26 protein-coding genes are annotated in these 25,454 nt (G+C 65.1%); 11 read left to right on the top strand and 15 right to left on the bottom strand.

The genetic code is table 11. The features are described from left to right. The first annotated feature begins 97 nt into the window (after nucleotides 1-97). Complete coding sequence (locus J1N50_RS08170; protein ID WP_215352530.1) at nucleotides 98-403, top strand: hypothetical protein; 306 nt, start codon at nucleotides 98-100, stop codon at nucleotides 401-403. Between the two features lie 27 nt (nucleotides 404-430). Here J1N50_RS08170 and J1N50_RS08165 read toward each other — a convergent pair whose 3' ends face one another. The 4 genes from J1N50_RS08165 to J1N50_RS08150 form a co-directional block, all read right to left on the bottom strand. Next, complete coding sequence (locus J1N50_RS08165; protein ID WP_246553243.1) at nucleotides 431-1,090, bottom strand: class I SAM-dependent methyltransferase; 660 nt, start codon at nucleotides 1,088-1,090, stop codon at nucleotides 431-433. A gap of 47 nt (nucleotides 1,091-1,137) precedes the next feature. Then, nucleotides 1,138-1,692: a helix-turn-helix transcriptional regulator gene (locus J1N50_RS18010; protein ID WP_215352526.1), complete on the bottom strand. Its 555-nt coding sequence runs from the start codon at nucleotides 1,690-1,692 to the stop codon at nucleotides 1,138-1,140. Nucleotides 1,693-1,947: 255 nt separating this feature from the next. Beyond that, the gene (locus J1N50_RS08155) at nucleotides 1,948-3,900 is read right to left on the bottom strand and encodes a cytochrome c/FTR1 family iron permease (protein WP_215352524.1); all 1,953 of its coding nucleotides are present in this window, start codon (nucleotides 3,898-3,900) and stop codon (nucleotides 1,948-1,950) included. Nucleotides 3,901-3,905: 5 nt separating this feature from the next. Next, entirely contained in the window at nucleotides 3,906-4,547 is a 642-nt protein-coding gene (locus J1N50_RS08150; protein ID WP_215352522.1) for a cation efflux transmembrane domain-containing protein, read from the bottom strand. A 70-nt stretch (nucleotides 4,548-4,617) separates the two neighbouring features. Here J1N50_RS08150 and J1N50_RS08145 point away from each other — a divergent pair, with 70 nt between their 5' ends. Then, nucleotides 4,618-5,031, top strand: a complete 414-nt coding sequence (locus J1N50_RS08145; RefSeq protein ID WP_215352520.1) for a MerR family transcriptional regulator — start codon at nucleotides 4,618-4,620, stop codon at nucleotides 5,029-5,031. Between the two features lie 34 nt (nucleotides 5,032-5,065). Here J1N50_RS08145 and J1N50_RS17935 read toward each other — a convergent pair whose 3' ends face one another. Next, nucleotides 5,066-5,293, bottom strand: a complete 228-nt coding sequence (locus tag J1N50_RS17935; protein WP_281414821.1) for a GDCCVxC domain-containing (seleno)protein — start codon at nucleotides 5,291-5,293, stop codon at nucleotides 5,066-5,068. Next, nucleotides 5,286-5,645, bottom strand: coding sequence for a mercuric ion transport protein, MerT (locus J1N50_RS08140; protein WP_246553241.1), 360 nt, complete (start codon nucleotides 5,643-5,645; stop codon nucleotides 5,286-5,288). The genes J1N50_RS17935 and J1N50_RS08140 overlap by 8 nt, the downstream gene beginning before the upstream one ends. 72 nt (nucleotides 5,646-5,717) lie before the next feature. On the opposite strand from J1N50_RS08140, the gene J1N50_RS08135 reads away from it, so the two are divergent. Beyond that, complete coding sequence (locus J1N50_RS08135) at nucleotides 5,718-6,119, top strand: MerR family transcriptional regulator (RefSeq protein ID WP_186401299.1); 402 nt, start codon at nucleotides 5,718-5,720, stop codon at nucleotides 6,117-6,119. A gap of 83 nt (nucleotides 6,120-6,202) precedes the next feature. Here J1N50_RS08135 and J1N50_RS08130 read toward each other — a convergent pair whose 3' ends face one another. From J1N50_RS08130 to copC, 9 genes are all read right to left on the bottom strand, one after another. Beyond that, nucleotides 6,203-6,571 (bottom strand): copper-binding protein, encoded by a 369-nt coding sequence (locus J1N50_RS08130; protein ID WP_215352510.1) that lies wholly within the window; start codon nucleotides 6,569-6,571, stop codon nucleotides 6,203-6,205. Beyond that, nucleotides 6,568-9,702, bottom strand: a complete 3,135-nt coding sequence (locus J1N50_RS08125) for an efflux RND transporter permease subunit (RefSeq protein WP_215352507.1) — start codon at nucleotides 9,700-9,702, stop codon at nucleotides 6,568-6,570. Before J1N50_RS08125 ends, J1N50_RS08130 begins: the two co-directional genes overlap by 4 nt. After that, nucleotides 9,699-10,925 (bottom strand): efflux RND transporter periplasmic adaptor subunit, encoded by a 1,227-nt coding sequence (locus tag J1N50_RS08120; protein ID WP_215352504.1) that lies wholly within the window; start codon nucleotides 10,923-10,925, stop codon nucleotides 9,699-9,701. Before J1N50_RS08120 ends, J1N50_RS08125 begins: the two co-directional genes overlap by 4 nt. After that, entirely contained in the window at nucleotides 10,922-12,151 is a 1,230-nt protein-coding gene (locus J1N50_RS08115) for a TolC family protein (RefSeq protein ID WP_215352502.1), read from the bottom strand. Before J1N50_RS08115 ends, J1N50_RS08120 begins: the two co-directional genes overlap by 4 nt. A gap of 63 nt (nucleotides 12,152-12,214) precedes the next feature. Then, nucleotides 12,215-12,478, bottom strand: a complete 264-nt coding sequence (locus tag J1N50_RS08110) for a hypothetical protein (protein ID WP_246553240.1) — start codon at nucleotides 12,476-12,478, stop codon at nucleotides 12,215-12,217. A 66-nt stretch (nucleotides 12,479-12,544) separates the two neighbouring features. Beyond that, complete coding sequence (locus J1N50_RS08105; RefSeq protein WP_246553238.1) at nucleotides 12,545-13,021, bottom strand: hypothetical protein; 477 nt, start codon at nucleotides 13,019-13,021, stop codon at nucleotides 12,545-12,547. Nucleotides 13,022-13,166: 145 nt separating this feature from the next. Next, the gene (locus tag J1N50_RS08100) at nucleotides 13,167-15,485 is read right to left on the bottom strand and encodes a heavy metal translocating P-type ATPase (RefSeq protein WP_215352500.1); all 2,319 of its coding nucleotides are present in this window, start codon (nucleotides 15,483-15,485) and stop codon (nucleotides 13,167-13,169) included. Nucleotides 15,486-15,671: 186 nt separating this feature from the next. Next, nucleotides 15,672-16,610 carry a copper homeostasis membrane protein CopD gene (copD, locus tag J1N50_RS08095; RefSeq protein ID WP_215352491.1) on the bottom strand — a complete coding sequence of 313 codons (939 nt, stop codon included), beginning with the start codon at nucleotides 16,608-16,610 and terminating at the stop codon, nucleotides 15,672-15,674. Between the two features lie 4 nt (nucleotides 16,611-16,614). Continuing rightward, on the bottom strand, nucleotides 16,615-16,995 hold the full coding sequence (copC, locus tag J1N50_RS08090) for a copper homeostasis periplasmic binding protein CopC (RefSeq protein WP_215352489.1): 381 nt from the start codon (nucleotides 16,993-16,995) through the stop codon (nucleotides 16,615-16,617). Between the two features lie 149 nt (nucleotides 16,996-17,144). Here copC and J1N50_RS08085 point away from each other — a divergent pair, with 149 nt between their 5' ends. From J1N50_RS08085 to J1N50_RS08050, 8 genes are all read left to right on the top strand, one after another. Then, a complete protein-coding gene (locus J1N50_RS08085) occupies nucleotides 17,145-17,408 on the top strand; it encodes a hypothetical protein (RefSeq protein ID WP_215352473.1) in 264 nt (87 codons plus the stop codon). Beyond that, a complete protein-coding gene (locus J1N50_RS08080) occupies nucleotides 17,408-17,848 on the top strand; it encodes a periplasmic heavy metal sensor (RefSeq protein ID WP_215352464.1) in 441 nt (146 codons plus the stop codon). The genes J1N50_RS08085 and J1N50_RS08080 overlap by 1 nt, the downstream gene beginning before the upstream one ends. Next, nucleotides 17,845-18,429, top strand: coding sequence for an RNA polymerase sigma factor (locus J1N50_RS08075; protein ID WP_215352462.1), 585 nt, complete (start codon nucleotides 17,845-17,847; stop codon nucleotides 18,427-18,429). Before J1N50_RS08080 ends, J1N50_RS08075 begins: the two co-directional genes overlap by 4 nt. A gap of 101 nt (nucleotides 18,430-18,530) precedes the next feature. Then, a complete protein-coding gene (locus tag J1N50_RS08070; RefSeq protein ID WP_215352460.1) occupies nucleotides 18,531-20,372 on the top strand; it encodes a copper resistance system multicopper oxidase in 1,842 nt (613 codons plus the stop codon). Next, nucleotides 20,369-21,550 carry a copper resistance protein B gene (locus J1N50_RS08065; RefSeq protein ID WP_215352458.1) on the top strand — a complete coding sequence of 394 codons (1,182 nt, stop codon included), beginning with the start codon at nucleotides 20,369-20,371 and terminating at the stop codon, nucleotides 21,548-21,550. The genes J1N50_RS08070 and J1N50_RS08065 overlap by 4 nt, the downstream gene beginning before the upstream one ends. Nucleotides 21,551-21,636: 86 nt before the next feature. Beyond that, nucleotides 21,637-22,026 carry a DUF305 domain-containing protein gene (locus J1N50_RS08060; RefSeq protein WP_246553249.1) on the top strand — a complete coding sequence of 130 codons (390 nt, stop codon included), beginning with the start codon at nucleotides 21,637-21,639 and terminating at the stop codon, nucleotides 22,024-22,026. Next, complete coding sequence (locus tag J1N50_RS08055) at nucleotides 22,023-22,541, top strand: DUF411 domain-containing protein (protein WP_215352454.1); 519 nt, start codon at nucleotides 22,023-22,025, stop codon at nucleotides 22,539-22,541. Before J1N50_RS08060 ends, J1N50_RS08055 begins: the two co-directional genes overlap by 4 nt. Before the next feature lie 207 nt (nucleotides 22,542-22,748). Next, the gene (locus J1N50_RS08050) at nucleotides 22,749-25,451 is read left to right on the top strand and encodes a TonB-dependent receptor domain-containing protein (protein WP_215352451.1); all 2,703 of its coding nucleotides are present in this window, start codon (nucleotides 22,749-22,751) and stop codon (nucleotides 25,449-25,451) included. Nucleotides 25,452-25,454 lie beyond the last annotated feature (3 nt).

Below are 25,454 nucleotides of genomic sequence, written 5' to 3'. Positions count from 1 at the left end.
CGCCGGGTAGCCGACGGATCAGTGGCAGCGGAGCCATATTCACAGCGCATTCAAGCATGAAGGGGGATTTTGAACTCCACGATAAGGAGAGACTGACATGCGAAAACTGATGACGATCGCGGCTGCGATGCTCGCCTTCGCGGTCCCCGGAACGGCCCTTGCCCAGCACCATGGCGATCGCGGGGGATATAGCAGCGGACATGACGCGCCGCGTGGTCATGACCGCGACTATCGTTCCTCACGCCACGGCGTGCCCAACTATGGCTATGACCGCGACTATCGCGGCTACGATCCCGACTACCGCGGCCATGATCGCCGCTATGAACGGCGGGACCGCTACGAGCGGCGCTATCAGAAGCGGCGGATGCACCACCATCACCGCGGGCGTCACTGGCGCGGCTAGCCGAGACCGCGCGGGCCGGGCGCGAAGCTAGCGCTTCGCCCGATAGATGGAAATCGAGCCGGTCGGCGTCGGGATGACCTTTATCTCTTCGACCGCCTCGAAACCCGCGGCTGTCAGGATTTCCGGGACGCAGCCCTTCGCGTTCGGTTCGGTATATTCGAACCCGTCGAGCAGCTGGATCTGTCGAAAAAGCATGCGCATCAGCAATGAACGCTGCTCGCCATAGTCGGCGATGAAGAGGGTTCCGCCGGGCTGCAGGAGCCGGAACATCTGTGCGGCTATCGCCTCCTTCACGTCCATCGGGCACTGGTGGAGGACGAGGCTCGAGACAATCTTGTCGCATTGCTGGAGTGCATCAATGCTGTCCAGCTCGTCGCCCATGGCCTCGAACCATTGAATCTCGGCATCGGCAACCTCAGCCTTGGCGCGTGCGATTTCCAGCACGGCGGGGTCGGGATCGACCGCCAGAACGATGCTCTCGCGCGCCGCCTGCTTGAGGGCGATTGCAAACGTCCCCGTGCCGCACCCGATATCGACGATCCGCTCGCCCGGCCGCGGTTCGGCAAAGCGGAGCAAGTCGCTTCGCCATCTTTTCTCTCTGGTCATGAGGGCTATGGCGGCATCGTAGCGGTCGAGCGATCCGCTCTTGCCGAGTGCCGGGACGAAGTCTCTGTGTGCGTCTGACATGATGGCCCTTTACTAGGCGCCGTCACGCATCGGCTTGAACGGAGAGGCTATGATTCGATGAAAAGGTCGCTTGCCCGAATACCGAACATCGCCTTGATCGTGCGGGCGAAATGCGCGCTGTCGCTGAACCCGGCCATATGTGCGGCCTCGGTCGCGCTGCGGCGCATTCCCAATTCGTCAAAAGCGATAATCAACCGTCGCCAGAGCACAAAGCGCTGGAAGGGCATGCCGATCTCGGCGGCAAAGAGATGCCGGAAGCGGCCGAGCGAAAGGCGGCTCTCCTCCGCCACATCCGCGAGACGGACAGAGCCCATGGGAATCAGGCGGTCAATCGAGGCGGCGGCGCGGGTGATGCGCGGATCGAGCGGGGGGCGGGCGCCTCGCGTCAGCCAGTTTTTCCAGAAGGACCGCTGTCCCAGCATCTCGACGTGAATCGGATCGGAGCGGATCAGCCGGTTTTTCAGTTCTACCGGCGGACCGAAGCCCACTGTCGGCTCGACGAACCATAATTCGGCCGCGGGCGCGGGGAGCAGCCGGTGCACGGTATCGGGTTCGATGAGCAAGCAACGCCCCGACTGGCGCGCGCCGTCAGCATCGACCACCGTAAGCGGCTCGGCACAAAACACTGCCTGCGCCGCAAAATGGCGGTGCGCGGCGGCATCGCCGACCGAACCCGACCAGAGAGCATGATAGTCGCCGAGTCTAAGTCGGCCGTTCCAGTTGGACGTGTCGGGCATCGGGTCTCGATAGCAGGCCTAACTCGTGTGCGTAACGGGCGCCGGGTAAACGCTGTGGCTCGGGGGCTCTTTTCGGAAGCCCCAGCACAGCCTGGGAGGAGCGCGCCGACCCCGTGACGATTACCCCCATCGACCGGGCGCTGTCTCGATCCGGCTATGTTGCCGACTGTTGTAACGATAGCCGATCCAAAGGATTGCAAGCGCGAGAAGCTGGAGCAACAACGGTTCCAGCGAAGGAAATATCCCCATCGCCGGGAAGCGAGGAAAATGAGCGAGCGGTGTGATGCCGAGGAGGCCGGCTTCCTGTAGCGCGCCCGCGCCCTTGCCGGCCAGGACAACCGAAAGGATGGCGATCAGTGCGGAGCTGTAAGCGAAAAATTTCCCAATTGGCAGGACCCGGCTGTAACGAAGCATGACCCATGCGATTGCTGCAAGGATCACCACTGCGGTTCCTGCTCCGGCGGCGATCGCGCTGCGGCTTCCTTGCGCGGAGAGGGCTGCGAAAAACAGAATGGTCTCAAAGACTTCCCGATAAACCACGAGGAAAGCGAGCCCGAACAGGAACCAGGCCGAGCGACGCGATAGCGCCTTGCCCATCGCTTCGCGGATATAGCGTTGCCAGCTCTCCGCATGCGATTTTCCGTGCATCCAGATGCCGACCCAGACGAGAACGACTGCGGCGAAAAGCGAACCGAATCCCTCTGTCAACTCGCGGTTCGCTCCGCTGATCGAGATTGCATAGGTCGCGATGGCCCAGGTTGCGCCGCCGGCCGCCAGGGCCGCGATCCAGCCGCCATGGACATAGGGTAGGACTTCAGGCCGTTCGGCCTTTCGCAAGAAGGCGATCATTGCCACGATGATCAGAAGGGCTTCGAGACCCTCGCGCAGCAAGATGGTCAGCGCCCCGACATAGGTCGATGCGTCGCTGGCTGCATCGGGAGACAGTGCAGCTTCGGCATCGGCGAAAAGGGCTTCGACTGCCTCGGCTTTACCCGCGACCGCTTCGACCGGCACACCTTGCGCGATGGAAACGCGATAATCGGACATCGCGGATTCGATTTGCGCCATAAGGGCGGAATCGCGCGTTGTCAGAATCGGCTCGATCGGTTCGAAGCCGTCGAGATAGGCGGACAGCGCCAGGCGCTCTGCCTCGCTCCGATTTCCCTTGCGGTATGCGGCAAGGCTTTGCGCCAATTTGTCACGCGCAACCGAGAGCGTCGCGGGTGAAGCGGTTGTCAAAGCTTGGGGATCGGAGCGCAAATAGGCGGTGAGCGCATCGGCCTGCTCCGATCCCAGCCCACGACCAAGCGCTTCCGGGCTGAGACTCGTGAAGGCTTGCAGGTCGGGGACCAGTTCGCGCGCCGCGGGGGTCTGGTTCCAGACACGCCGGCCGGCCGCCACGTCGCGAAAGGCAAATCCACCGGCATAGGCTGCTACCGCCCAGCGGTCGTCGGACGGCAAATGGGCAAAACTGGGCATGGACGTGCCTTCGAGCCCTTGTCCTATGACCTGATAGAGCGCGAACAGACTGCGCTTGCGAGCGCGTCCGACGTCGGTGAAATCGATAGGTGCCGGGTCGAGCCCCTTGGCCTGAGGCCCATTGCCATCGCCGCGCGCGCCGTGACAGCTGGCGCAATTTTCCAGATAGACTTGGGCTCCGCGCCGGGGATCTGGAGCACTGCGCGGCGCGAGGGGCACAGGGTAGGCGGCGAGCAGGTCCGCCGCGAGTCCGCGCGCCTGGCCAGCCACCTTGCCGGGGTCCACCTTCGAAGCGATCGCCATTTGCAGTTGTCCTGCTTCGCCAACCAGGCGAGCCCGCGCCGGTGATGCCGGAAGGGCTTCGATGCCCTTGCGAACGGTGGCCGAAAACTCGGTCATCTCGGCATACTCGACCGGGCTCGTCACCTCGCCATTCGCGATGGCGCCACCATAGTCGACCGCAACATAGTCCAGCAGACGCCAGATGGTCTGGACTTCGTCGGCATCAGTACGGGCCTGTGCCGTCGGCACGACGAGGCCGCCGATTGCAGCAAGCGCGATCAGCAGAGAGCGAAGGCGGCGGGCGGAGGGCATCGGCTCTATTGTCCGGCCACAATCGACAGATCGCGCAATTCGGTCCGCGCGCTGCGTAGAATCTCATAGGCCGAATGCAGGAAGAGCGTGGCAATGATGGCGGCGACTGCAAGGTCGGGCCAAGCTTGGCCGGTCCATGCGACGAGGCCGGCGGCGATGATCACCGCCACATTGGCAATCGCGTCGTTGCGGCTGAACAGCCACACCGCGCGGACATTGGCGTCGCCTTCGCGGAACCGCGAGAGAACGGCGGCCGAGGTGAGATTGACGAGCAGGGCAGCGACGCCGATGCCGCCCATCAGCTCGGCTTCGGGCGGAACGGCGGTCAGGGCGCGCCACAGCGCGACGCCGATGACGCCAATGCCCAGCGACAGCAGGAACAGGCCTTGGGCCAAGGCGATGCGGGTGCGGGCGAGCGCGGTCCAGCCGATCGCGACGAGGCCGGCCAACGTGATCGTGCCGTCCCCGATAAAGTCGAGCGAGTCGGCTTTCAGCGCCTGGCTGTTTGCGATGAACCCGCCGACAATCTCGATCGCACCGAAGCCGAGATTGAGAATTACGACGATCCACAAGGCCCGTCGATAGGCGGGATCACGCTCGGCTCTGACGGTGTCGCCCGTGCAGCCGCAATTGCTGTCATTGCTCATTCCCCTGTTCTACATTCTACAGTAACTGTAGAAGCAAGCTGAAATCGAGGCGAAACTGAGAGGAATGGAGATGGCGCGCGACACGCGGCTGCCGATCGGCGGCTTGGCGAAACGCACCGGCACGAAGGTAAATACGATCCGCTTCTACGAGGATATCGGATTGCTGCCTTGCGCCGCGCGCACGGCCTCGGGCCGGCGCACCTACGGGGACGAGGATGTCGGGCGCCTCGCATTCATCCGCAATGCCAGGGGCCTCGGCTTTTCGATCGACGAAATCCGGTCGTTGACTGCGCTCGCCTTGGGACCGGGGCAGGACTGCGCCGAAATCCGTGCGCTTGCGGCGCGCCACCTCCACGACGTCGATGAAAAGCTGGAGCGTATGGGACATCTCCGTGCCGAACTTGCGCGCATCGTCCAGCTCTGCGACGGCGGGCCGGTGTCGGATTGCCGGGTCATCGAAGCAATCGCCGCAGGGGCCTCCTAGCCACGCATCATCGGGACCGTCCGCGTCGTCCGGCTCAGCCGCAACAGCTGCCCTTGCCGCCGTCGACTTGCACAGGCGGGCAGGGCACCGTGCCATAGGAACAGAAGACGCAGCAATCTCCCGGCAGCGGCTTGAGGACTGCGCCGCAACCCTTGCAGTCGTAGAAGTATTGGCACGCATTGGTGGGCATGATTTCGTCGGCGATTTGACCGCAGAGCGGACACTTCAGCGTCGATTGCAGGACCGGCGAGCGATCAAGCATAGCGATAGCCAAGCCATAAGAGGACGGCGCCGAGGAGCAGGCCGATCAGGGTCGCAAAGCGCAGCGACGCGGGCACGCACGCGCCATCGGCGCCGCAGCGCGCCGCGCGCAATTGCTGGCGGGCCAGCAGCACGCCGCCGGCGGCGAGCGAAATCGCGCCGAATGCGACGAACCAGAGCCGGTAGGGCGCGGCCGGGACAGCTATGCCGACGAGCCAGGCGGACCCGAGCCCCGCCGAAGCAAGCAGCATGGGAAGGGCGCAGCAGGTGGCTGCGAGAAAGCCCGATGCGATCCCGCCAAGCGCCAGCGAAATGGCCCCAAATCCTTTCGGACGCCTTGCATCTCCAGCCAAATTCTACCTCCTTGTTTCGCGGTAGCGGCAAGTCTACCATCTGTAGTGACTACAGATGCAAGCGGAATCGCAATGGCCCCCTCAAGCACCATCCCCATCGGCGAGCTTTCGCGGCTTACCGGCTGCAATATCGAGACGATCCGCTATTATGAGCGCATCGGCATTCTGCCCGCGCCGGTCCGGTACGGGCGATTTCGCCGTTATGATTCAGCTGGTGTGCGGCGCCTTGCATTTGTGCGCCGCGCGCGCGAACTGGGCTTTCCCCTCGATACGGTCCGCACTTTGCTCCTTCTGGCCGAAGGCGGCAGCCATAGCTGCGATCAGGTGCGTCAAATGGCCGAGGGCCAGCTTGCCGAAGTCCTCGCCAAGCGGGCCGACCTCGACCGCATGGCCGCTGTCTTGGGCGATCTTGTCGAGGCGTGCGGCGCGGGCGATGCCGGGGGCTGCCCGCTTCTGGAGGCGCTGTCCGACTAGGTTCGAGTGCAGCCGTCTTCCGCCAACACCCCAAAGCAGCTATTGCGCGCGGCAGTTGGGCCGCCGCGCGCAATGGCGGCGCGTTACGGCGCCTTGTCGAGCTTGGTGATCGTTCCGGCCTTGCCGTCCCAGTCGAGCTCGAACGCGACCTTGTCGCCGACCTTGATATCCTTCAGCAACTCGGGCTTCGCCGCGAAGCCCATCGTCATCGGCGGCCAATCGAGTTCGGCGATCGCGCCATGATCGAGCGTGACCTGTGCTTTCGCGCTGTCGATTGCGGTCACGGTTGCCGTACCCTTGCCATGCTTGGTTTCGGCGGGTGCTGCCATGGCGCCGCTATCGTCGGCCATGGCGGCCTTTTCTTCGGTCTTCGGCGCTTCGCCTTGCTTGCCGCAGCCGGCAAGCGCCGCGCTCAGCGCAACGCCGAGTGCGATGGTCGTGAGTTTCTTCATCTCTTTTCTCCTTCGGGTTGAACAGGTTTCGCCGCGCGTCTGCTCATCAGCAGATAGGCGGCGGGAATGATGAGCATCGAGAGCAGCGGCGCGGTGAGCATGCCGCCGATCATCGGCGCGGCGATCCGGCTCATCACTTCGGAGCCGGTGCCGGTCCCGACGAGGATCGGGAACAGGCCCGCGAGGATGACCGCGACGGTCATCGCCTTCGGACGGACGCGGAGCAGCGCGCCTTCGCGAACCGCGGCCAATATGTCGCCGTCGCGGCGGTCGGCGAGCGCATGCTTGAGGTAGATGAGCATGACGACGCCGAACTCGGCGGCAACGCCGGCGAGCGCGATGAACCCGACCGCGCTCGCGACCGACTGGTTGTAGCCGAGCAGATAGAGCAGCCAGAGCCCGCCGGTGAGCGCGAAAGGGAGGGTCGCCATGATGAGCAGCGCTTCGTCCCACCGCCGGAAGGTCAGGTACAGCAGCACGAAGATGATCGCGAGCGTGACCGGTATGACGACCTTCATCCGCTCGGTCGCCCGGACGAGGAACTCGAACTGCCCGGTGTAGGAGACGCTGACGCCTGGGGGCAGTTCGACATCGCGCGCGATCGCCCGCTGGATGTCGTGCACGAGGCCCTGCAAATCGCGGCCGCGGCTGTCGACATAGATGAAGGTGACCGGCCGGGCATTCTCGCTGCGCAGCATCGGCGGTCCGTCGCTGACCTTGACGCTCGCCACGGTCCCCAGCGTGATCTGCTGGCGCGAGGGCGTCAGCACCGGAAGGCTCGCAAGCTCGCCGATGCTGTCGCGCAGCTCGCGCGGGTAGCGGACGCTGATCGGATAGCGCGCGAGCCCCTCGACCGTCTGGCCGATCGTCTCGCCGCCGATCGCGCCCGAAACGATCGCCTGCACGTCGGCTACATTGAGGCCATAGCGCGCTGCGGCAGCGCGATCGATGTCGACATCGATATAGCGTCCGCCGGTCAGTCGTTCGGCCAGCGCCGACGCTACGCCGGGTACGGTCTTGACGACCGCTTCGATGCGCTTGGCGGTGCGGTCGATCCCGGCAAGGTCGGAGCCTGCGACCTTGATGCCGATTGGGCTCTTGATCCCGGTCGCGAGCATGTCGATGCGGTTGCGGATCGGGGGAATCCAGAAATTGGCGAGCCCGGGGACGCGGACGCGCGCATCCAGTTCCTCGATCAATTTCTCCTCGGTCATTCCGGGGCGCCACTGGTCCTTCGGCTTGAAACGGATCGTCGTCTCGAACATCTCGAGCGGCGCGGGATCGGTCGCGCTGTCGGCGCGGCCCGCCTTGCCGAACACGCTTTCGACTTCGGGTACCGTCTTGATCAGCCGGTCGGTCTGCTGGAGCAGGCTCGATGCCTTTGCCGCCGAAATGCCGGGCAGCGCCGAGGGCATGTAGAGGAGATCGCCCTCGTGCATCTGCGGCATGAACTCGCCGCCGATCTGGGTCATCGGCCACAGGCTGGTGGCGAAGACGAGGCCGGCGATCACCAGCGCCTTCTTCGGCCGTTCGAGCACCCAGTCGAGTGCCGGGCGATAGATGCGGGTGAGCCAGCGGTTGACCGGATTGCTCTGTTCGGCGGGGATCTTTCCGCGGATCAGCCAGCCCATCAGCACCGGGATGAGCGTGATCGAAAGGATCGCGGCGGCCGCCATCGCATAGGTCTTGGTGAAAGCGAGCGGCGCGAAGAGCCGCCCTTCCTGGCCTTCGAGCGTGAAGATCGGAAGGAAGGAGAAGGTGATGATGAGGAGGCTGAGGAAGAGCGCCGGGCCGACTTCGGCGGCGGCGTCGGTGATGACGCGCCAGCGTTCGGCGCCCTTCAGCTCTTCGCCGGGATGGTCGCGCTCCCAATGTTCGAGATGCTTGTGGGCGTTCTCGATCATCACCACCGCCGCGTCGACCATCGCGCCGACCGCGATGGCGATGCCCCCCAAGGACAGGATATTGGCGTTGAGCCCCTGCAGTCGCATCACGACGAAGGCGATGAGGATACCGAGGGGCAATGTCAGGATCGCGACCAGCGCCGAGCGCGCGTGCCAGAGGAAGAGCGCGCAGACGAGCCCGACGATGATGAATTCTTCGACGAGCTTCGAGGTCAGGTTATCAACCGCGCGGTCGATCAGCCCCGAGCGGTCATAGGTGGTGACGATCTCGACGCCGGGCGGCAGGCTGCGCTTGAGGTCGGCGAGCTTGGTGCGCACGCCGTCGATGACCTCGCGGGCATTCTTGCCCTCGCGCATCACGATGACGCCGCCGGCGACCTCGCCCTCGCCGTTGAGCTCGGCGATGCCGCGCCGTGTGTCGGGACCGATCTGGACCGTCGCGACATCTCCGACCGTCACCGGAATCCCGCCACCCGCGGTGCGGATCGGGACGCTGCGGAAGTCGTCGAGCGACTTCAGATAGCCGCTCGCGCGGACGATATATTCGGCCTCCGCAAGTTCGACGCTCCCGCCGCCGCTTTCCTGATTGGCGCGCTTGAGGGCGTCAGACACTTCGGCTGCGGTCACGCCGAAGGCGGCAAGCTTCTGCGGATAGACGATGATCTGATACTGGCGCACCATGCCGCCGATGCTCGCGACCTCGGCGACGCCGGGGACCGACTTGAGCTCGAAGCGGAGGAACCAGTCCTGGAGACTGCGGAGCTCGGCCAGATCGTGGCGCCCGCTCTTGTCGACGAGCGCATATTCATAGATCCAGCCGACCCCGGTCGCGTCGGGGCCGAGGCTCGCGCGCGCGCCCTCGGGGAGACGGCTCTGCACCTGGCTCAGATATTCGAGCACGCGGCTGCGCGCCCAATAGGGATCGGTGCCGTCGTCGAACAGGACATAGACGAAGCTGTCGCCGACGAAGCTATAGCCGCGCACGACGCGCGCGCCCGGCACCGAGAGCATCGTCGTCGTGATCGGATAGGTGACCTGGTCCTCGACGATCCGCGGCGCCTGGCCCGCATAGGTGGTGCGGACGATAACCTGAACGTCGGAGAGATCGGGCAGGGCATCGACCGGTGTCGTGCGAACCGCGGCGATCCCGAGCAGCGTCATAATTAGTGCCGCCGCGACGACGAGCCCGCGCGCCGCGACCGATGCGCGAATGATCTTCGCGATCATTGCGCCGCCTCCAGCGGGCGGACGGCGAGGCCGGTCAGGCTCGCTTCGGAATCGAGCAGGAACTGGCCCGACGCGACGACCTTTTCGCCGGGGGCGAGCCCCTGCAATATCTCGGTCTTGCCGCCGCCTTCGCGTCCGGCGACCACCTCGGCGGGATGATAGCGTCCGTCGCCCTTCTCGAGCATGACGATGCTGCGCGTGCCGGTACGGATCACCGCTTCGCTCGGGACCAGCAGTGTGGGCTTGGCGTCGCCGCCGAGCGCGACGACGGCGAACATGCCAGGGCGGAGGCGCCCGCCGCGATTGGCGAGTTCGACGCGCACCGTCAGCGTGCGGCTGTCGGCGGTCGTGGTCGGCAGGATCGCGACGACCCGGCCGGTGAAGAACTCGCCGGGAAAGGCGGTGAGCTTCGCGGTGGCAGGTTGGCCAATCTTCACCCATCCCGCCTGCGCTTCGGGGACTGCGGCGTTGAGCCACACCGTTCCGAGCCCCGAGATTTCGGCGAGCGTCTGGCCTGTGGCGAGTGTCACGCCCGCGCGCGCATTGAGTGTCTGGACGACCCCGCCGATCGGCGCGCGCACTGTCAGCCTGCCGCCGGTGCGTCCGGTCCGGTCGACTTCGGAAATTACCCCCTCGGGCATGCCCATCAGCCGCAGCCGTTGCCGCGCCGCCGCTGTGAGTTCAGGTTTTCCAAGCTTTTTGACGCTCAGATATTCGGTCTGGGCGCTGCCCCATTCGGGCAATTGCAGGTCGGCGATCGGCGTGCCGGCGCCGATCACATCGCCGGGCGCGAGGCGATAGACGCGCTCGACGAAACCGCCCGAGCGCGCCTGGACGATCGCGACATCGCGCTGGTTGAAATCGATGCTGCCGTTGACGTCGAAGGTCGCGGCAAGGCTGCCCATTTCGGCGGCGATCACCCTTATGCCGAGGCTCTGCCTTGCGGCCGGATCGACCGACACGCCGGGGGTGATGCCATTGCCCTCGTCGGCATATTTGGGCTCGAGTTGCATATCCATGAAGGGCGACTTGCCGGGCTTGTCGAACTTCTGGTTCGGGAACATCGGGTCATAATAATAGAGGATCTTGCGTCCGCCGCTGCCCGCCTCCGTTGGTGCGTCGCTCTTGCCGCTCTGTCCCAGCCAATAACCGCCGCCGCCCGCGATCAGCACCGCGGCCAATATTCCGGCGCGCCAACGCGCCGCTGATGTTGCATCGGTCATCGACCTGCCTCCCCATAGATATAATTGATCCGGATCGCGTCGCGTGCGACCTCGGCTTCGCGCGCGAGCGCATCGACTTCGGCCTCGGCGAGGGCGAGCGTCGACAACAGCGCGGTCCCGAGGTCGATCTTTCCGGCGGCGTAACTCGCAAGATCGAGTTCGGCGCGCTTCTTCGCGAGCGGCACGAGCCGCGTGCGCGCATTGCCGAACTGCTCATGATGCATGCGGTGATCGGCGAGATCGGCGTCGAGCGCCGCCGCGATATCGCGCTTGGCGGCTTCGCGGTCGAGCCGTGCGCGCGTCGCTTCGCTGGCGCGTGCGGCGATCTTCGGGTCCTGCCGCTTTTTCGAGAAGAAGGGCAGGTCGATAGTGACCCCGACCGTGACGAGGTCGCCAAAATTGGGCTCGCGCCGCCCATAGGCTGCGTTGACGCTCCAGTCGGGGCGCTTGTCCGCGCGCGCGAGACCGGTCTCGGCATCGGCCGCGAGCGCGCGGGCGTCGAGCGCGCGTAGCTTTGGCAGGGCATCGATCCCGGCGCGCAGTCTCTGCTCGTCAATCGCTTGCGGCGGCAAGTCGCCGAGCGTGTCGGCGGCAGGGTCGCCGGTAAAGCGCGCGAGCTGTGCCCGCGCGCGGGCGATCTCGGCCGTCAGCGCGCTGCGACGATCGTTAATCGCGGCGCGAAGCTGATCGGGCTCGAGCGCCTGTGCCGGGCGCGCGGCGCCGCTGGCGAGCCGCGCCGTCACGGTCGCTTGCAAATCTTCGAGGCCGGTATCGAGCAGGTCGAGTTCCTTCAGCCTTTTCTTGGCATAGTAGAGGTCGACCCAGGCGAGCGCCGTTGCGAGCCTGATGTCCTGCGCGGTCACCGCTCCGTCAGCGCGGGCGATTCCGATATCGGCTTGGGCCCGCGTTGCACGCGCCCTCCGCTTGGCAGGGTTCGGAAAGTCCTGGCTGACGCCGATGACCTGCATCGTGAAATCGTCGCGATTGAACCGGCCCGCATCGGGCCCGGTCACCGGGAAATCCTGCAGGACAATATTGAGTTTCGGGTCGGGCAGCCGGTCGGCGGCGATCGCCGCCGACCGCGCGGCATCGATGCCCGCTTCGCGGCCCTGCAGTTCGGGGGCCTCCGATGCCGCGCGGGCGAGCGCCGCATCGAGCGTCATCGGCTCGGCATGCAGCGCCGCGGGTATCGGGATCAGCAAAATTGCCGCAAGAATTATGCGCATATGTCCCCCTCTTTCGAGACAGGCGGGAATGTCCCCCGGCACACAGCCGGGGGACGGAAGCCGTCAGCCCTTGGAGGGCGACATGCGATGTTCGGGCATGGCGTGCATGCAGCCGGCCGCGTCGGTCTTCATCATGGCGCAGTCGCAGTTTGCCATCTGCCCGGGCTTGTCCGCGACCCAAACGCGAACCCGCGGCGTGATGTTCGACTTGTTCGGGCCCGGGACTTGCCGCGCCTGCCATTCATAATGGCCGCCCGTCTCCTGGGCGAAGGTAGGCGCGGCGGTGAAGGCCGCAAGCGCAGCGGCCATCGCAATAATCGTCTTCATGGTGAATATCCTCGGTTGAAATGCAGGAGGACACGCGGCGACACGGGTCGCCGCGCATCGCGCGCTTCAGCCGAGGAATAGAGGTGGGTCGGGCTCGGGGCCGAAAGTGCGACCGCGCAGACGTGTGATCGGCAGCTGGTCGGTCGGCGCCGTGAGATGGTCGCCGGCTGCCGGCATGGCGGCAGGCGTCGCGGTCGCCAGAGGCAGCGCGCAGCCCATCTTGGCGATGCAGTCGAGCGTCAGACCCTTGCAGGGCGACTTATCCTGGGATGTGTCGATGCCCATCATTTCTGCGCATTCAGCGCTCATCGCGGGCGCGGCAATGGTCGTGTCCGAGGGCAGGGGCATGGCCGGCGCCGATGCGAACGCCGCTTCCTGGGCCAAAAGGCCCATCATCGCTCCCAAAAGGAGCAGAAGGGAAAGCCAACGCTTCACGGTCGACACATGATCCTTGTCCAACTTGCCGTCAATTCGAAACTCGAGCAGGCCATGCGGCTTTTCGCCCCTGCTCCCGTCATGGTTACACCCGCCAGGAAGCTTCATGGCGGCGGACTACCTGCCGGATTTCCAGCCGCCTTTGCGCTTATAGTTTGCGTACCATGGTACGGAGTCAAGCTCTTGTCTGACCTGGCCTCTGGGCCATCCGCATGCCGACTTGGCATCCGCCCGCGGGGTGGCCAAACTTCGATCAGATTTTCACGAACCGCAAGCGTAGCGAATTGGTGATGACGCTGACCGACGAGAACGCCATCGCGGCCGCCGCGATGATCGGTGATAGGAGCAGCCCGAAAATGGGGTAAAGCACGCCGGCTGCCACCGGAATGCCTGCGACATTATAGGCGAAGGCGAAAAAGAGATTCTGGCGGATGTTCGCCATGGTCGCATGGCTGAGATGCCTCGCCCGCACGATCCCGAGAAGATCGCCGCGCAGGAGGGTGACGCCAGCGCTTTCGATCGCGACGTCGGTTCCCGAGCCCATGGCGATCCCGACATCGGCGGCGGCCAGGGCCGGGGCGTCGTTGACCCCGTCGCCCGCCATCGCGACGATCCGCCCCTGCTCGCGAAGCCTTTGGACGACTGCGCTCTTCTGGTCGGGGAGGACGTCGGCCTCGACATCCGCGATGCCGAGGCGCCGCGCGATCGCCTCGGCGGTCGTGCGATTGTCGCCGGTCAGCATGATGACGCGGATGCCCGCATCGCGTAGCGCCGCCAGCGCCTCGCCCGTCGTCGCCTTCACAGGATCGGCGATCGCGATGACGCCGGCTGCCTTGCCATTGACCGAAATATAGATTGCGGTCGCGCCGTCGCCGCGAAGCTGGTCGGCCGCTTCGGCGAGCGCCCCCGGCTCGACATCATATTCTTCGAGGAAACCGGCGTTGCCGAGGATGATGGCCTGGCCTTCGACGGCGCCGACTATACCCTTGCCGATGGGCTGATCGACCCCGGAGGGCTCGACGAGCGCCAACCCGCGATCTTCGGCCGCTCTCACAATCGCCGCCGCGAGCGGATGTTCGCTGCTCCGCTCGAGGCTCGCTGCGATCCGGAGCAGATCATTCTCTTCGAACCCATCGGCGGGCTCGATCGCGACGACCGAGGGCTTGCCCTCGGTCAGGGTCCCCGTCTTGTCGACCACGAGCGTGTCGACCTTCTCCATCCGTTCGAGCGCCTCGGCATTCTTGATCAAAACCCCGGCCTCGGCACCGCGCCCGACGCCGACCATGATCGACATCGGCGTCGCAAGGCCGAGCGCGCATGGACAAGCAATAATGAGGACCGACACGGCGGCGATCAGGCCATAGGCCATCGCTGGCGCCGGTCCGACGAGCGACCAGATGACGAAGGCGGCGATCGCGACCAAGATGACGCCCGGCACGAACCACCCCGAGACCGTATCGGCAAGCCGCTGGATCGGCGCCCGGCTGCGCTGCGCATCGGCGACCATCTGCACAATGCGCGCGAGCATCGTATCGCGGCCGACTTTTTCGCTGCGCATCAGCAAGCCGCCGGTCTGGTTGATCGTGCCGCCGATCAGGGCGGCGCCGACTTCCTTGGTGACCGGCATCGATTCGCCGGTGACCATCGACTCGTCGACCGTGCCGCGGCCTTCGATGACGATCCCGTCGACCGGAACCTTCTCGCCGGGGCGGATGCGCAAGATGTCCCCCGTCGCAACTTCCTCGAGCGCGACCTCCTCGTCGCTTCCGTCGCTGCCGACGCGCCGCGCGCGTTTCGGGGTCAGGTCGAGAAGGGCGCGGATCGCGCCGCTCGTCGTCTCACGTGCCCTGAGCTCGAGCACCTGTCCGAGCAGCACCAACACGGTGATGACAGCGGCCGCTTCGAAATAGACCGCGACCGACCCGTCGGCGGCGCGAAAGGCGGCCGGGAAGACCTGCGGCGCGAGCGCCGCGATCATGCTGTATCCCCAACCCACGCCCGTCCCCATCGCGATAAGGGTGAACATGTTGAGGCTCTTGTTGCGGACCGAATGCCAGGCGCGCTCGAAAAATGGCCAGCCCGCCCACAGCACGACGGGGGTTGCGAGCGACATCTGGATCAAGTTGCTCGTCTGGCGGTCAAGAATCGCGTGAAGCCGGGTCAAATGGCCGCCCATTTCAAGCGCGACGACGGGAAGCGCGAGCAGGAGACCGGTCCAGAAGCGTCGCCGCATGTCGCGATATTCCGCGCTCGGACCGCTCGCGGCGTCGGGCATGACGGGCTCAAGCGCCATCCCGCAGATCGGGCAGCTCCCGGGTCCCGGCCGCTGAATCTCGGGGTGCATCGGGCAGGTCCAGATCGCGCCTTCGGTCGGCGCGGCGGCGTCTGCCGCATGCGCCAGATAGCGGGCGGGTTCCGCCTCGAATTTCGCGCGGCAGCCCGCGCTGCAGAAGTAATGCTCGACGCCTGCATGGCGCAAATGGTGGGGCGTTGTCCGGGGATCGACCGCCATCCCGCAGACCGGGTCGATCGTGCCGGCTGTCCGCTCGGGTGCGTGAAGATGTTCCTGCATCTACTGGCCTCCTGTTCCGCCTGGCGCCGTTAAGCGACCGGTGCGCATCACGGGCATCGAGCGCCTTCTCCGATCGCCGCACAATCTACCATACGCAGCCCGCGCTCCTGTCCCTCGATATTCTGGAGAGGCTACCGGGAACGTTTTGACAAAGGATCCGCGACAATCCTGTGCCAGCGGTCATCGTCACGCGGGGTCGAACGGCTCCAGCATCCCGAACCATGCGACGAGCGCGAGGATCGCGAGGCCGGCCAAGGCTTCGAGCATCAAGCTAAGGCGCATCGCACGCGCGGCGCTGGCAGGATCGATATCGGGCTCGTCGAGCGCGCGTCCGAGCGCGGGGGTGAGCCTCCAGCGATTGGCGGCGGCGAGCCCCAGCATCGCGGCGAACAGGATGAGCTTAAGCGCGAGAAGCTGGCCGTAGGGCGAGGCCATCGCCTGCACGATATTCGCGGCCCCGACGATCATCTGGCCGTTGACCAATCCGGTCGCGGCGATCACGAAAACGCATATTGTCCCGACCCGCGCGAACCGGTCGAGGCTTCGGGCGGTCAGTGCGAGATGGTCTCGGGCGACGGGTTCGGACGGACGAAGCAATAGAAGGAAGCCGGCGATCGCCCCCAGCCAGACCGCGGCGGCCTGCATATGAAGCGCGTCGCTCGCGCGGTGAATCCATCCGGCGGTGCCTTCGCTCGCGCCGGCATGGCTCGACCAAGTTAGCGTCGTAAGCGCGACGGCCCCGGCGGCGGCGACGATCATCGCCGCCATGTCCGGATTGCGGGCGATGCGGAAAGCGCCCGCCGTCGCGACAAGCAGGGCTGCCATGCGCACGAGCCAGGCCGTGCCGACATCGGTCTCGCGCACGAGCGCGACGACCATTGCCAGGTCGGTGGCGACGAGCCCGACCCCCTGCATGCTGGCGGTCAGGACCGCGATGCCCAGGAGCGAGAGGAGCAGCGCCGCGGCGCAGAGCCACGGCAGCGGCCGGGCGACGATCGATCCCGGCCCGGAATTCCGCCGATCGCCGGGCTCAAGCGCATGGAGCGGGAAAGCGGCAAGTCCTGCGATGAGCGTCAGGACCGCGAACAGCGCGAACCGGACACCCATCAGCAAGAGATCGACCATGGCCTTACTTCACGGTGAAGCTGAATTCGCTTCCCATGCGGTGCGTATCGGCGCCCGCAGCCGACCATTTGACCTTGTAGGTGCCGGGGACGAGCGCGCGCTTGGCGGTAAGTGTCAGCGACTTGCCGTCCTTGCCCATCGTCGACGTTGCGGCAATCTTCATCGGAGCGTGATTCGCCATGCCGGGCATGCCCGTCATCACCAGTTCGGCTTTCACCGTCGAGGCGATCACCTTCTCGTTGAAGCGGAGGCTGACCGAGGTGACCTTCGAGACGGTCGCATTGGCGGCCGGGGTCGAGCCGACAAGCTTGGTATGTGCGCTCGCCGCGACGGGGGTCAGAAGCAGCGCAAGCGCGGCGGTTGCAGCGGGGAGAAATGACTTCATTATAAAAACCTCCAAATTCGGGTCTGTCCTGCTAATACGCAAGGCGGCGGCACGGCCCTCAAATTTTCGACAAGACTTTGTTGGATTATTTCTGAGGGGTGATGCGATCGTGCGCGTATACTGTTTGGAAGGACTGGCGGGAAAGGCCGATGGACGAACTCCGGATTTTGAATGAAGCGCCGGTTCCGGCAGCGCTCGAATCGCTCGACGAGCGTGTGCTGTCCGCGCTCGCGGGACGGCAGCGCGAGGCGTCAGCAGTGCGGCGCATGATGGCGATCGCGGCCTTTGTTTCGCTAGGCGGCGGCTTCGTCGCCGGCAGCGCGATTGTGCCCCCCGCCGTTGCGGCGAGCCCGCTCACCCCGCTCATCCCGGCGACCCCCCTGGCGCCCTCGGCTTCGCTGGATTCGCGTTGATGAGTTCGTCGCGCCGCATGCTTTTGTTCGGGCTGGTCGCATTCCTCGCGGCTATCGTCGGCGTGTTCGCCGGTCGCCTCATCGTCGAGACGCCGCGCGCGAGCGAGACCGAGCTGCACGCGCTTCTCCATCGCGAGCTTAAACTCTCGCCCGCACAGCAAGCGAAGATCGACACGATCGAGGCCAAATTCGCGGCCCGTCGCGACGCGCTCGAACTCGACATGCGCGCCGCCAATATCCGCCTCGCGCAGGCGATAGAAGCCGAACATGGCTATGGGCCTCGCGTCACCGAGGCGATCGACGAGACCCACCGGGTGATGGGGGAGTTGCAGAAGGAAACGCTCCAGCATCTTTTCGCGATGCGCGTCGTCCTCAACCGCGACCAGGCCGCGATGTTCGACAAGAGCGTGGTCCAGGCGCTGACCGCCGATGCGCGGTGAGTCTCGACCTTTCGCAATGTAGCGACCGCGAGCTCGCCGCATTTGCGCGCGCCGGGCAGCAACAAGCCTATCGGGAATTGCTGCGGCGCTACAAGACGCCCGTCTTTCGCCTGATCCAGAGCAACATCGGCGACCCCGACGAGGCGATGGACTTGACGCAGGAAACGTTCGTCGCCGGTTTCGGGGCCATCGGCCGCTACGATGCCGACCGGCCGTTCCGGCTCTGGATCGCTCGCATCGCGCTCAACAAGTGCCGCGACTGGGCGCGCCGCCGCACGGTCCGGTCTTTCTTTTCGCGCGCGCTGCCGCTCGAAAGTGCTCATGATGTCGCGAGCGACGGGCCGGCGCCCGATGCCGAGGCCGCCGATCGCGCCGAGCTGGACCGCGTTCGCGCCGCCATGGCTCGCCTGCCGGCGAACCTGCGCGAGGTGCTCGTCCTTCGCGGCGTCGAAGACCTCACCCAGGCCGAAACCGCCGAACTGCTTCAGAAGAGCGAAAAGACGGTCGAAATGCGGCTCTACCGCGCGCGTGCGAAATTAAAGGCACTGCTCGGCGAACCAGGTTCGCGCGCGCCGGGCTGATATTTCGCGCGTGGACGCACTCGCAATTTTCGTCCGTCGGATGAGGGGCAAGCGAGCGCGCCGCGTATGAACATTGAGACAAGGCAATATCCGGGAATTTTATGCAGATGGACAGGCGACGTTTCGTGACGGGAGCATTGGGCGGCGGAACCGCGGTCGCGCTCGCTCCCTGGTTTCCGGCTTGGGCGCAGTCGGTGTCGCCCGGCATCGTCGCGCCGCTGCCGACCGTATCGGGCAATGACATCACGCTGCGCATCGCGCGCCAGACGATGCGGATCGACGGCAAGGCGAGCCGCGCGATCGGCATCAACGGCACCGTGCCCGCGCCGCTCGTGCGCCTGAAGGAAGGCCAGACCGCCAAGCTGACCGTCGTCAACGATCTCGACGAAGACAGCTCGATCCATTGGCACGGGCTGATCCTGCCGTTTCACATGGACGGCGTGCCCGGTGTCAGCTTTCCCGGCATAAAGCCGCGCTCGAGCTTCATCTATGAATTCCCGGTCATTCAGTCGGGCACCTATTGGTATCACAGTCACTCGGGATTGCAGGAACAGCTTGGTCATTACGGCCCGATCGTCATCGATCCCGCCGGCGCCGATCCTATCGGCTATGACCGCGAGCATGTCGTCGTCCTGTCCGACCACAGCCAATTGTCGCCCGAGGCGATCTTCCGCAAACTAAAGGTCAATCCCGGCCATTTCAACATGCAGCGCCAGACCCTGTCGGGGCTGCTCGCGGGGAAGGACCAGTCGCTGAAAGAGCGCGTCGAATGGGGCGCGATGCGGATGGACCCGACCGATATCGCCGACGTCAACGGATCGACCTACACCTTCCTCGTCAACGGCCACGGCCCGCGCGACAACTGGACCGCGCTCTTCAATCCCGGCGAGCGCGTGCGGCTGCGGATTATCAATGCTTCGGCGATGACGATCTTCAATGTGCGCATTCCGGGCCTCCGGATGACCGTCGTGCAGGCCGACGGCCTCAATGTCGTTCCGACCGATATCGACGAGTTCCAGATTGCCGTTGCCGAAACCTATGACGTGATCGTAACCCCGATCGAGGACCGCGCCTATACGCTCGTCGCCGAGGCCAACGACCGTTCGGGCATGGGCCGCGCGACGCTCGCGCCGCGCGCCGGCATGGCTGCCGAGGTGCCGCCGCTTCGCGAGAGGCCGCTCGCGACCATGAAGGACATGGGCATGGGCGACATGTCGGGCGGCTCGATGGCGGGCATGGATCATTCGGGTGGCGGCAATATGGGCGCCATGGCGATGCCTGCTAGCGACCCCGCCTGTCCGCCCGAACATGCCAAGATGGGCCATTGCACGCCCGCGGGCGACGGCGGCGCGATGGCAGGCATGGATCATGGCTCGGGCAGCATGCAGCACAGCATGCGCGACTTCAGCGTCGCGCCGCAGGTCAAGCGCGACCCAAGCGTCCAGACTATCTCGCCGATGCCCACCGACCGCATGGGTGAGCCGGGTCAAGGGCTCGAAAATGCCGGACACAAGGTGCTCACCTATCACGATCTTGTTGCGCTCGAACGCAATCCCGACCTGCGCGCGGCGGAGCGGTCCCTCGACATTCACCTCACCGGCAACATGGAGCGCTTCATGTGGTCGTTCGACGGCGTGAAAATGTCCGACCATCACGAGCCAATCCCGTTCACCGAGGGCGAGCGCGTGCGGATCAACCTGATCAACGATTCGATGATGAGCCATCCGATCCACCTGCACGGCCATTTTTTCGAGCTGGTCACGGGCAAGGGCGACCGCTCGCCGCGAAAGCATACGGTGCTCGTCCAGCCGGGCGGGACCGCGAGCTTCGATTTCACCGCCGACGCCCTCGGCGACTGGGCGTTCCACTGCCATATGCTCTACCATATGCATGCGGGAATGATGCGGGTGGTGAGCGTCCGCCCGAAGGAGGGCGCGGCATGACCCGGATCGCGCTCCTGCTCGCGGGCCTCGCTCCGCTCGCCTTCGCGGCGCCCGCTGCGGCCCAGTCGATGGATCATTCGATGCACGGCCAGGCGCCCGCGCCGAAGCCTGCCCCCACGCCGTCGCCAGCTCCCGTCGCCCCGCCCGCGCCCGGCAGCGAAACGCCGGCGGAGCCGATGGATCATGGCGCCATGCAGGACATGAGCGCCCCGGTCGAAACGCAGACCTGCGCGCCCGAACATGCGGCAATGGGCCATTGCACTCCCGAGCCGGCGCCCATGGAAATGAGCGAACCGGAAGGAGGAGCGATGGATCATGGCGCGATGCCGGCGTCCGATCCCGACTGTCCGCCCGAGCATGCGAGCATAGGCCATTGCACCCCGAAGGCCACCGCCGCGATCGAAGCCGGGAGCCGCGCCAGCGGCACCGACTTGCCGCCGGGCGACGCCACCGCGCCCGCGCCCCCATCCGACTGGTATGCCGACCGCATCTATCCCAGGGCCGAGATGGAACACTCGCGCCACGAGATGATGATGGAGAATGGCGGACAGACGATCGCCTTCATCAGCTTCAATCTCGCCGAATATCAGGCGCGCAAGGGTCGTGATGGCTTTCGCTGGGATGGCGAGGCCTGGTACGGCGGCGATATCAACCGGCTGACGATCAAGAGCGAAGGCGAGGGCGTCTTCGGCGAGGGCATCGAGGGCGCCGAGGTGCAGGCACTCTACAGCCGCGCGATCGGACCCTATTTCAACGCGCAGGCGGGTATCCGGCAGGATCTGGGACCAGGGCCCGACCGAACCTATGCGACGATCGGCTTCGAAGGGCTCGCGCCTTACTGGTTCGAAGTCGAGGGCGCGCTGTTCCTTTCGAACAGGGGCGATCTGCTCGGACGTCTCGAGGGCTATTACGACCAGCGCATTACCCAGAAGTTGATCCTCCAGCCGATGGCCGAGTTCAATCTGTCGGCGCAGGACGTCCCCGAAAGCGGCATCGGTTCCGGGCTCTCCGACGTCGAGCTCGGGCTTCGCCTGCGCTACGAGATCGTCAAGGAGTTCGCGCCCTATGTCGGCGTCGAATGGGCTCGCAAGGTCGGCGATACCGCTCGCTTCGCGCGCGCCGCGGGCGAGGCTGCGAGCAGCGTCAGTTTCGTCGCGGGGGTGCGGGTCTGGTTCTGACGCGGGGCGGGCGAACGGACAGGAGAAGGACGGTGAAATCAGCCTATCGCAGCCTGGCGTGGCAAACCCTTGTCAGCGCCATCATCATGTATCTGGTCATGTTCGTGATGATCGATCGCCTGTCGAGCTTCTACAACAATCTCAACATGGCCTATATGACGCTGATGATGGTCGCCCCGATGGTCATCCTGATGATCGCCGCCATGCCCGGCATGTTTCCCCACCGCCGGCGCAATTTCGTCATCCTGGCCTGTTCCGCGCTCGCTTTCCTCGGGAGCTTCGCGCTCATCCGCACGCAGACGACGATCGGCGACAGCGCCTTCCTGCGTTCGATGATCCCCCATCATTCGGGCGCCATCCTGATGTGCGAGCAAGCGAAGCTGACCGATCCCGAAGTGCGCGACCTTTGCCGCGGAATCATCGCCGGCCAGAAAGCCGAAATCGACCAGATGAAGCAAATATTGGAGCGCTCATGACCTCGCGGGCGATATGGAGCCGGCGCCGCCTCCTGGGCGTCATCGCCGCAGCGGGCGGTGCGGCGCTGGCGGGATGCGACGCGAAATCCGGCCCGGAACCGGGGCCCTCGCAAACCGCGAAACCCGCCGCTCGCGACGCGGACAAGGCAATTCTCGTCTACCGCGATCCCGAATGCGGATGCTGCGAGGCGTGGGCGGAGATCGCGCGCGGTGCGGGCTATGCGGTGACGGTCGAGAACCGGGCCGACATGGCTGCGGTGAAGTCGCGCTACGGCGTCCCGGCCGACCTCGCCTCCTGCCACACCGCGATCGTCGCGGACTATGCGATCGAGGGCCATGTGCCGATGCCGCACATCGCGCGGCTCCTGCGCGAACGACCCGATGCGATAAAGGGCCTCGCCGTACCCGGCATGCCGCGCGGCTCGCCGGGGATGGAAATGCCCGACGGCAGCAAGGACGATTTCGAGGTGATGGCGTTCAGCGCCGAAGGTCGGGCGACGGTATTTTCGGCCTAGCCGAAGCGCCCCATCGTCAGGCGGAAAGTTTTTAAAAAAAATGTCATCCCTAGTGAGGGGTAGATGCTTCGGATGCGTATTATATGGACCAACTATACGCTGCCAATTTGCGGCTAAGATATTGATCTTAAACGTAAATTTTTGTTGACCTGTATATACATTTGATGCTCTCTGAGGTGGGTAACGCAACCAAAAGGGGGTTTCGCGATGAAGATCAGGACAGTTTTGCTCGCCGGCGCAGCGGTTTGTGCGGGCATTTCCGCACCAGCATTCGCGCAGGCCGAGTCGGCACCCGAAACGGGCGCAGAAAGCGCGACGAGCGGCAGCGACATCGTCGTGACCGGGTCGCGCATCCGCCGCCAGGATCTCGCCGGCGTCGGTCCGGCGACCGTTGTGTCCGCCGAACAGATCGAAAATACCGGCGTCGTCAACATCGAGACGGTGCTCCAGCGCTTGCCCGCCAACGCCGGCTTCGCGGGCAACCAGACCTCAGCCTATTGGGCAAACAATGGTTACGGCACCGCGCAGGTGAACCTTCGCGGTCTCGGCATCAAGCGCACCCTCGTCCTCCTCAACGGCCGCCGCCTCGTCGCGGGTGGCACCGGCGCGAACTCTTCGCCCGACCTCAACATGATCCCGGTCGCCGCGCTCGCCCGCACCGACGTCCTCAAGGACGGCGCCTCGGCGATCTATGGCGCCGACGCGATGGCGGGGGTCGTCAACCTCGTGACCCGCACCGACTATGAAGGCCTTGGCCTCAGTGTGCGCCAAGGCCTCACCGAAAAGGGCGACGGATCGGATTTCACCGCCGATCTTTTGTGGGGCATCCGCAACGATCGTGGCGGCTTCATGGCGGCGGTCACCTATCAGAAGACCAAGGCGGTCAACATGGCGACACGCGCGCCCTGCTCGCTCGCCGAAACGACGCCGGGCCAGTTGTCGTGCGTCAACAGCGCCTCGACGATTGGCGGTCGTGCGGTGCTGCCGAACGGGCAGCAGATCAACTTCAATCAGGTGCTGGGCGGCAACGGCAATTTCTTCGAGCCGTACAGCGCGGCGAAGCATAATTTCAACTCGAACCCGTTCCTCAACGCGGTGAGCCCAGTGGAGCGTGTCAGCACGGCCTTCTTCGCCGACTATGACATCACCGACAATATCGAGGCGTTCGGCGAGTTCCTCTATACCTTCCGCAAGTCGAACCAGATCGCGACGCCCGGAACGCTTCGCAACCTCTCGATTGCGGCGAGCAATCCTACCAATCCGACGGGGCAGAATATCGTCCTCATCCAGCGCCGCCTCGCCGAGCCCGGCCCGCGCCAGTTCTTTCAGGAAACCGATACCTGGCAGGGCACGTTCGGCCTGCGCGGCAAGCTGTCCAACAATTGGGGATGGGAAGTCGCGGGTGCGTTCGGGCGCAATACCGCGGTCGACGGCTCGACCAACATCGCCAATCTGGAGCGTGTCCGCAACACGATCGACACGACCAAGTGCAGCCTTGCGGCCGGTGCGACGATCCCCTGCGCCGACTATCTCGGCTTCGGCGACCTGACCCCGCAGGTTCTCGACTATATCCTGTTCACGTCGCGCGATCGCGGCGGCAACGAACTGGCGACGGTCACCGCCGACATCAACGGCGACCTGTTCAAGCTGCCCGCAGGACCCGTCTCCTTCGCGGCGGGCGTCGTCTATCGCAAGGAGAAGGGCTGGCGCGATCCCGATCCGCTGACCGTGCTCGGCATCGCGAATACCAACCAGCAAAGCCCGATCTCGGGAACGAGCATCGCCAAGGAAGCCTATCTCGAACTGTCGGTGCCGATCCTTGCTGACAAGCCCTTCTTCCAGTCCCTCACGCTCGACGGCGCGGTTCGCTACTCGAACTACGACCTGTTCGGCAGCGACTGGAACTACAAGGGTAGCGTCGACTGGGTCATCAACGACAGCTTCCGCCTGCGCGGCACCTATGGCACGGGCTTCCGCATCCCGAATGTCCCCGAACTGTTCGGCGGGGTTTCGGAAGGCAATCTGACGACGACCGATCCTTGCTCGCGCTATTCAACGAGCGGTAATGCGACGCTGATCGCGAACTGCCAGGCGTCCGGCGTTCCGGCGAACTATGTCCAGCTTGGGACGACAATCCTGACCACGGTCGGCGGCAACGAGAATCTGCAGCCCGAAAGCTCGACCACCTGGACAGTCGGCACGGTGGTCTCGCCGAAGGGGCTGGTCCCCGGCCTGTCGCTCACCGCCGACTGGTTCGACATCAAGATCAAGGACGCGATCCGTGCGATTCCTGGGTCGACCAAGCTGTCGATCTGCTATGCGAGCCAGAATCTGTCGCATCCTTTCTGCGACGATTTCACCCGCAGCCCGCTGACTGGCGAGGTCACCTTCCTGTCCGCGCAGCCGATCAACACCGGCCGCGAGGAGATGAACGGCCTTGACCTTGGTCTGGTCTATGCGGGCGGTATCGGCAGCGTGAACATCTCGCTCGACGTCAACCTGACCTATCTGAACAAATATGTCGTCCTGCCTTTCCCTGGCGGCGCACCGATCGATTTCGACGGCTTCATCGGCGGCGGCAACGGCGGCTATTCGAAGTGGCGCGGTTATGGCGTGCTGACCGCCGAGAAGGATGGGATCAGCGCGACCTGGTCGACGCAGTGGATCGGCAAAGCGACCGACTTCAACGCGTCGCCCGGCGAAATCGGCTACAGCACGCCCAACGTGTTCTACCACAATCTCCAGGTCGCTTTCGAGATCGACGAGAAGACGCGGTTCCAGGTCGGCGTCGACAATGTCTTCGATCGCAAAGCGCCCTATATTCAGAGTTTCACCGATGCGAACACCGATACGATGACCTACGACCTGCTCGGACGGCGCTTCTACGTCGGCTTCCGCACGGCTTTCTGAGAG

The organism is Sphingopyxis soli (genome assembly GCF_018682675.1).
Lineage (GTDB): Bacteria > Pseudomonadota > Alphaproteobacteria > Sphingomonadales > Sphingomonadaceae > Sphingopyxis > Sphingopyxis soli.
This window is presented reverse-complemented; position numbering and strand designations above follow the sequence as displayed.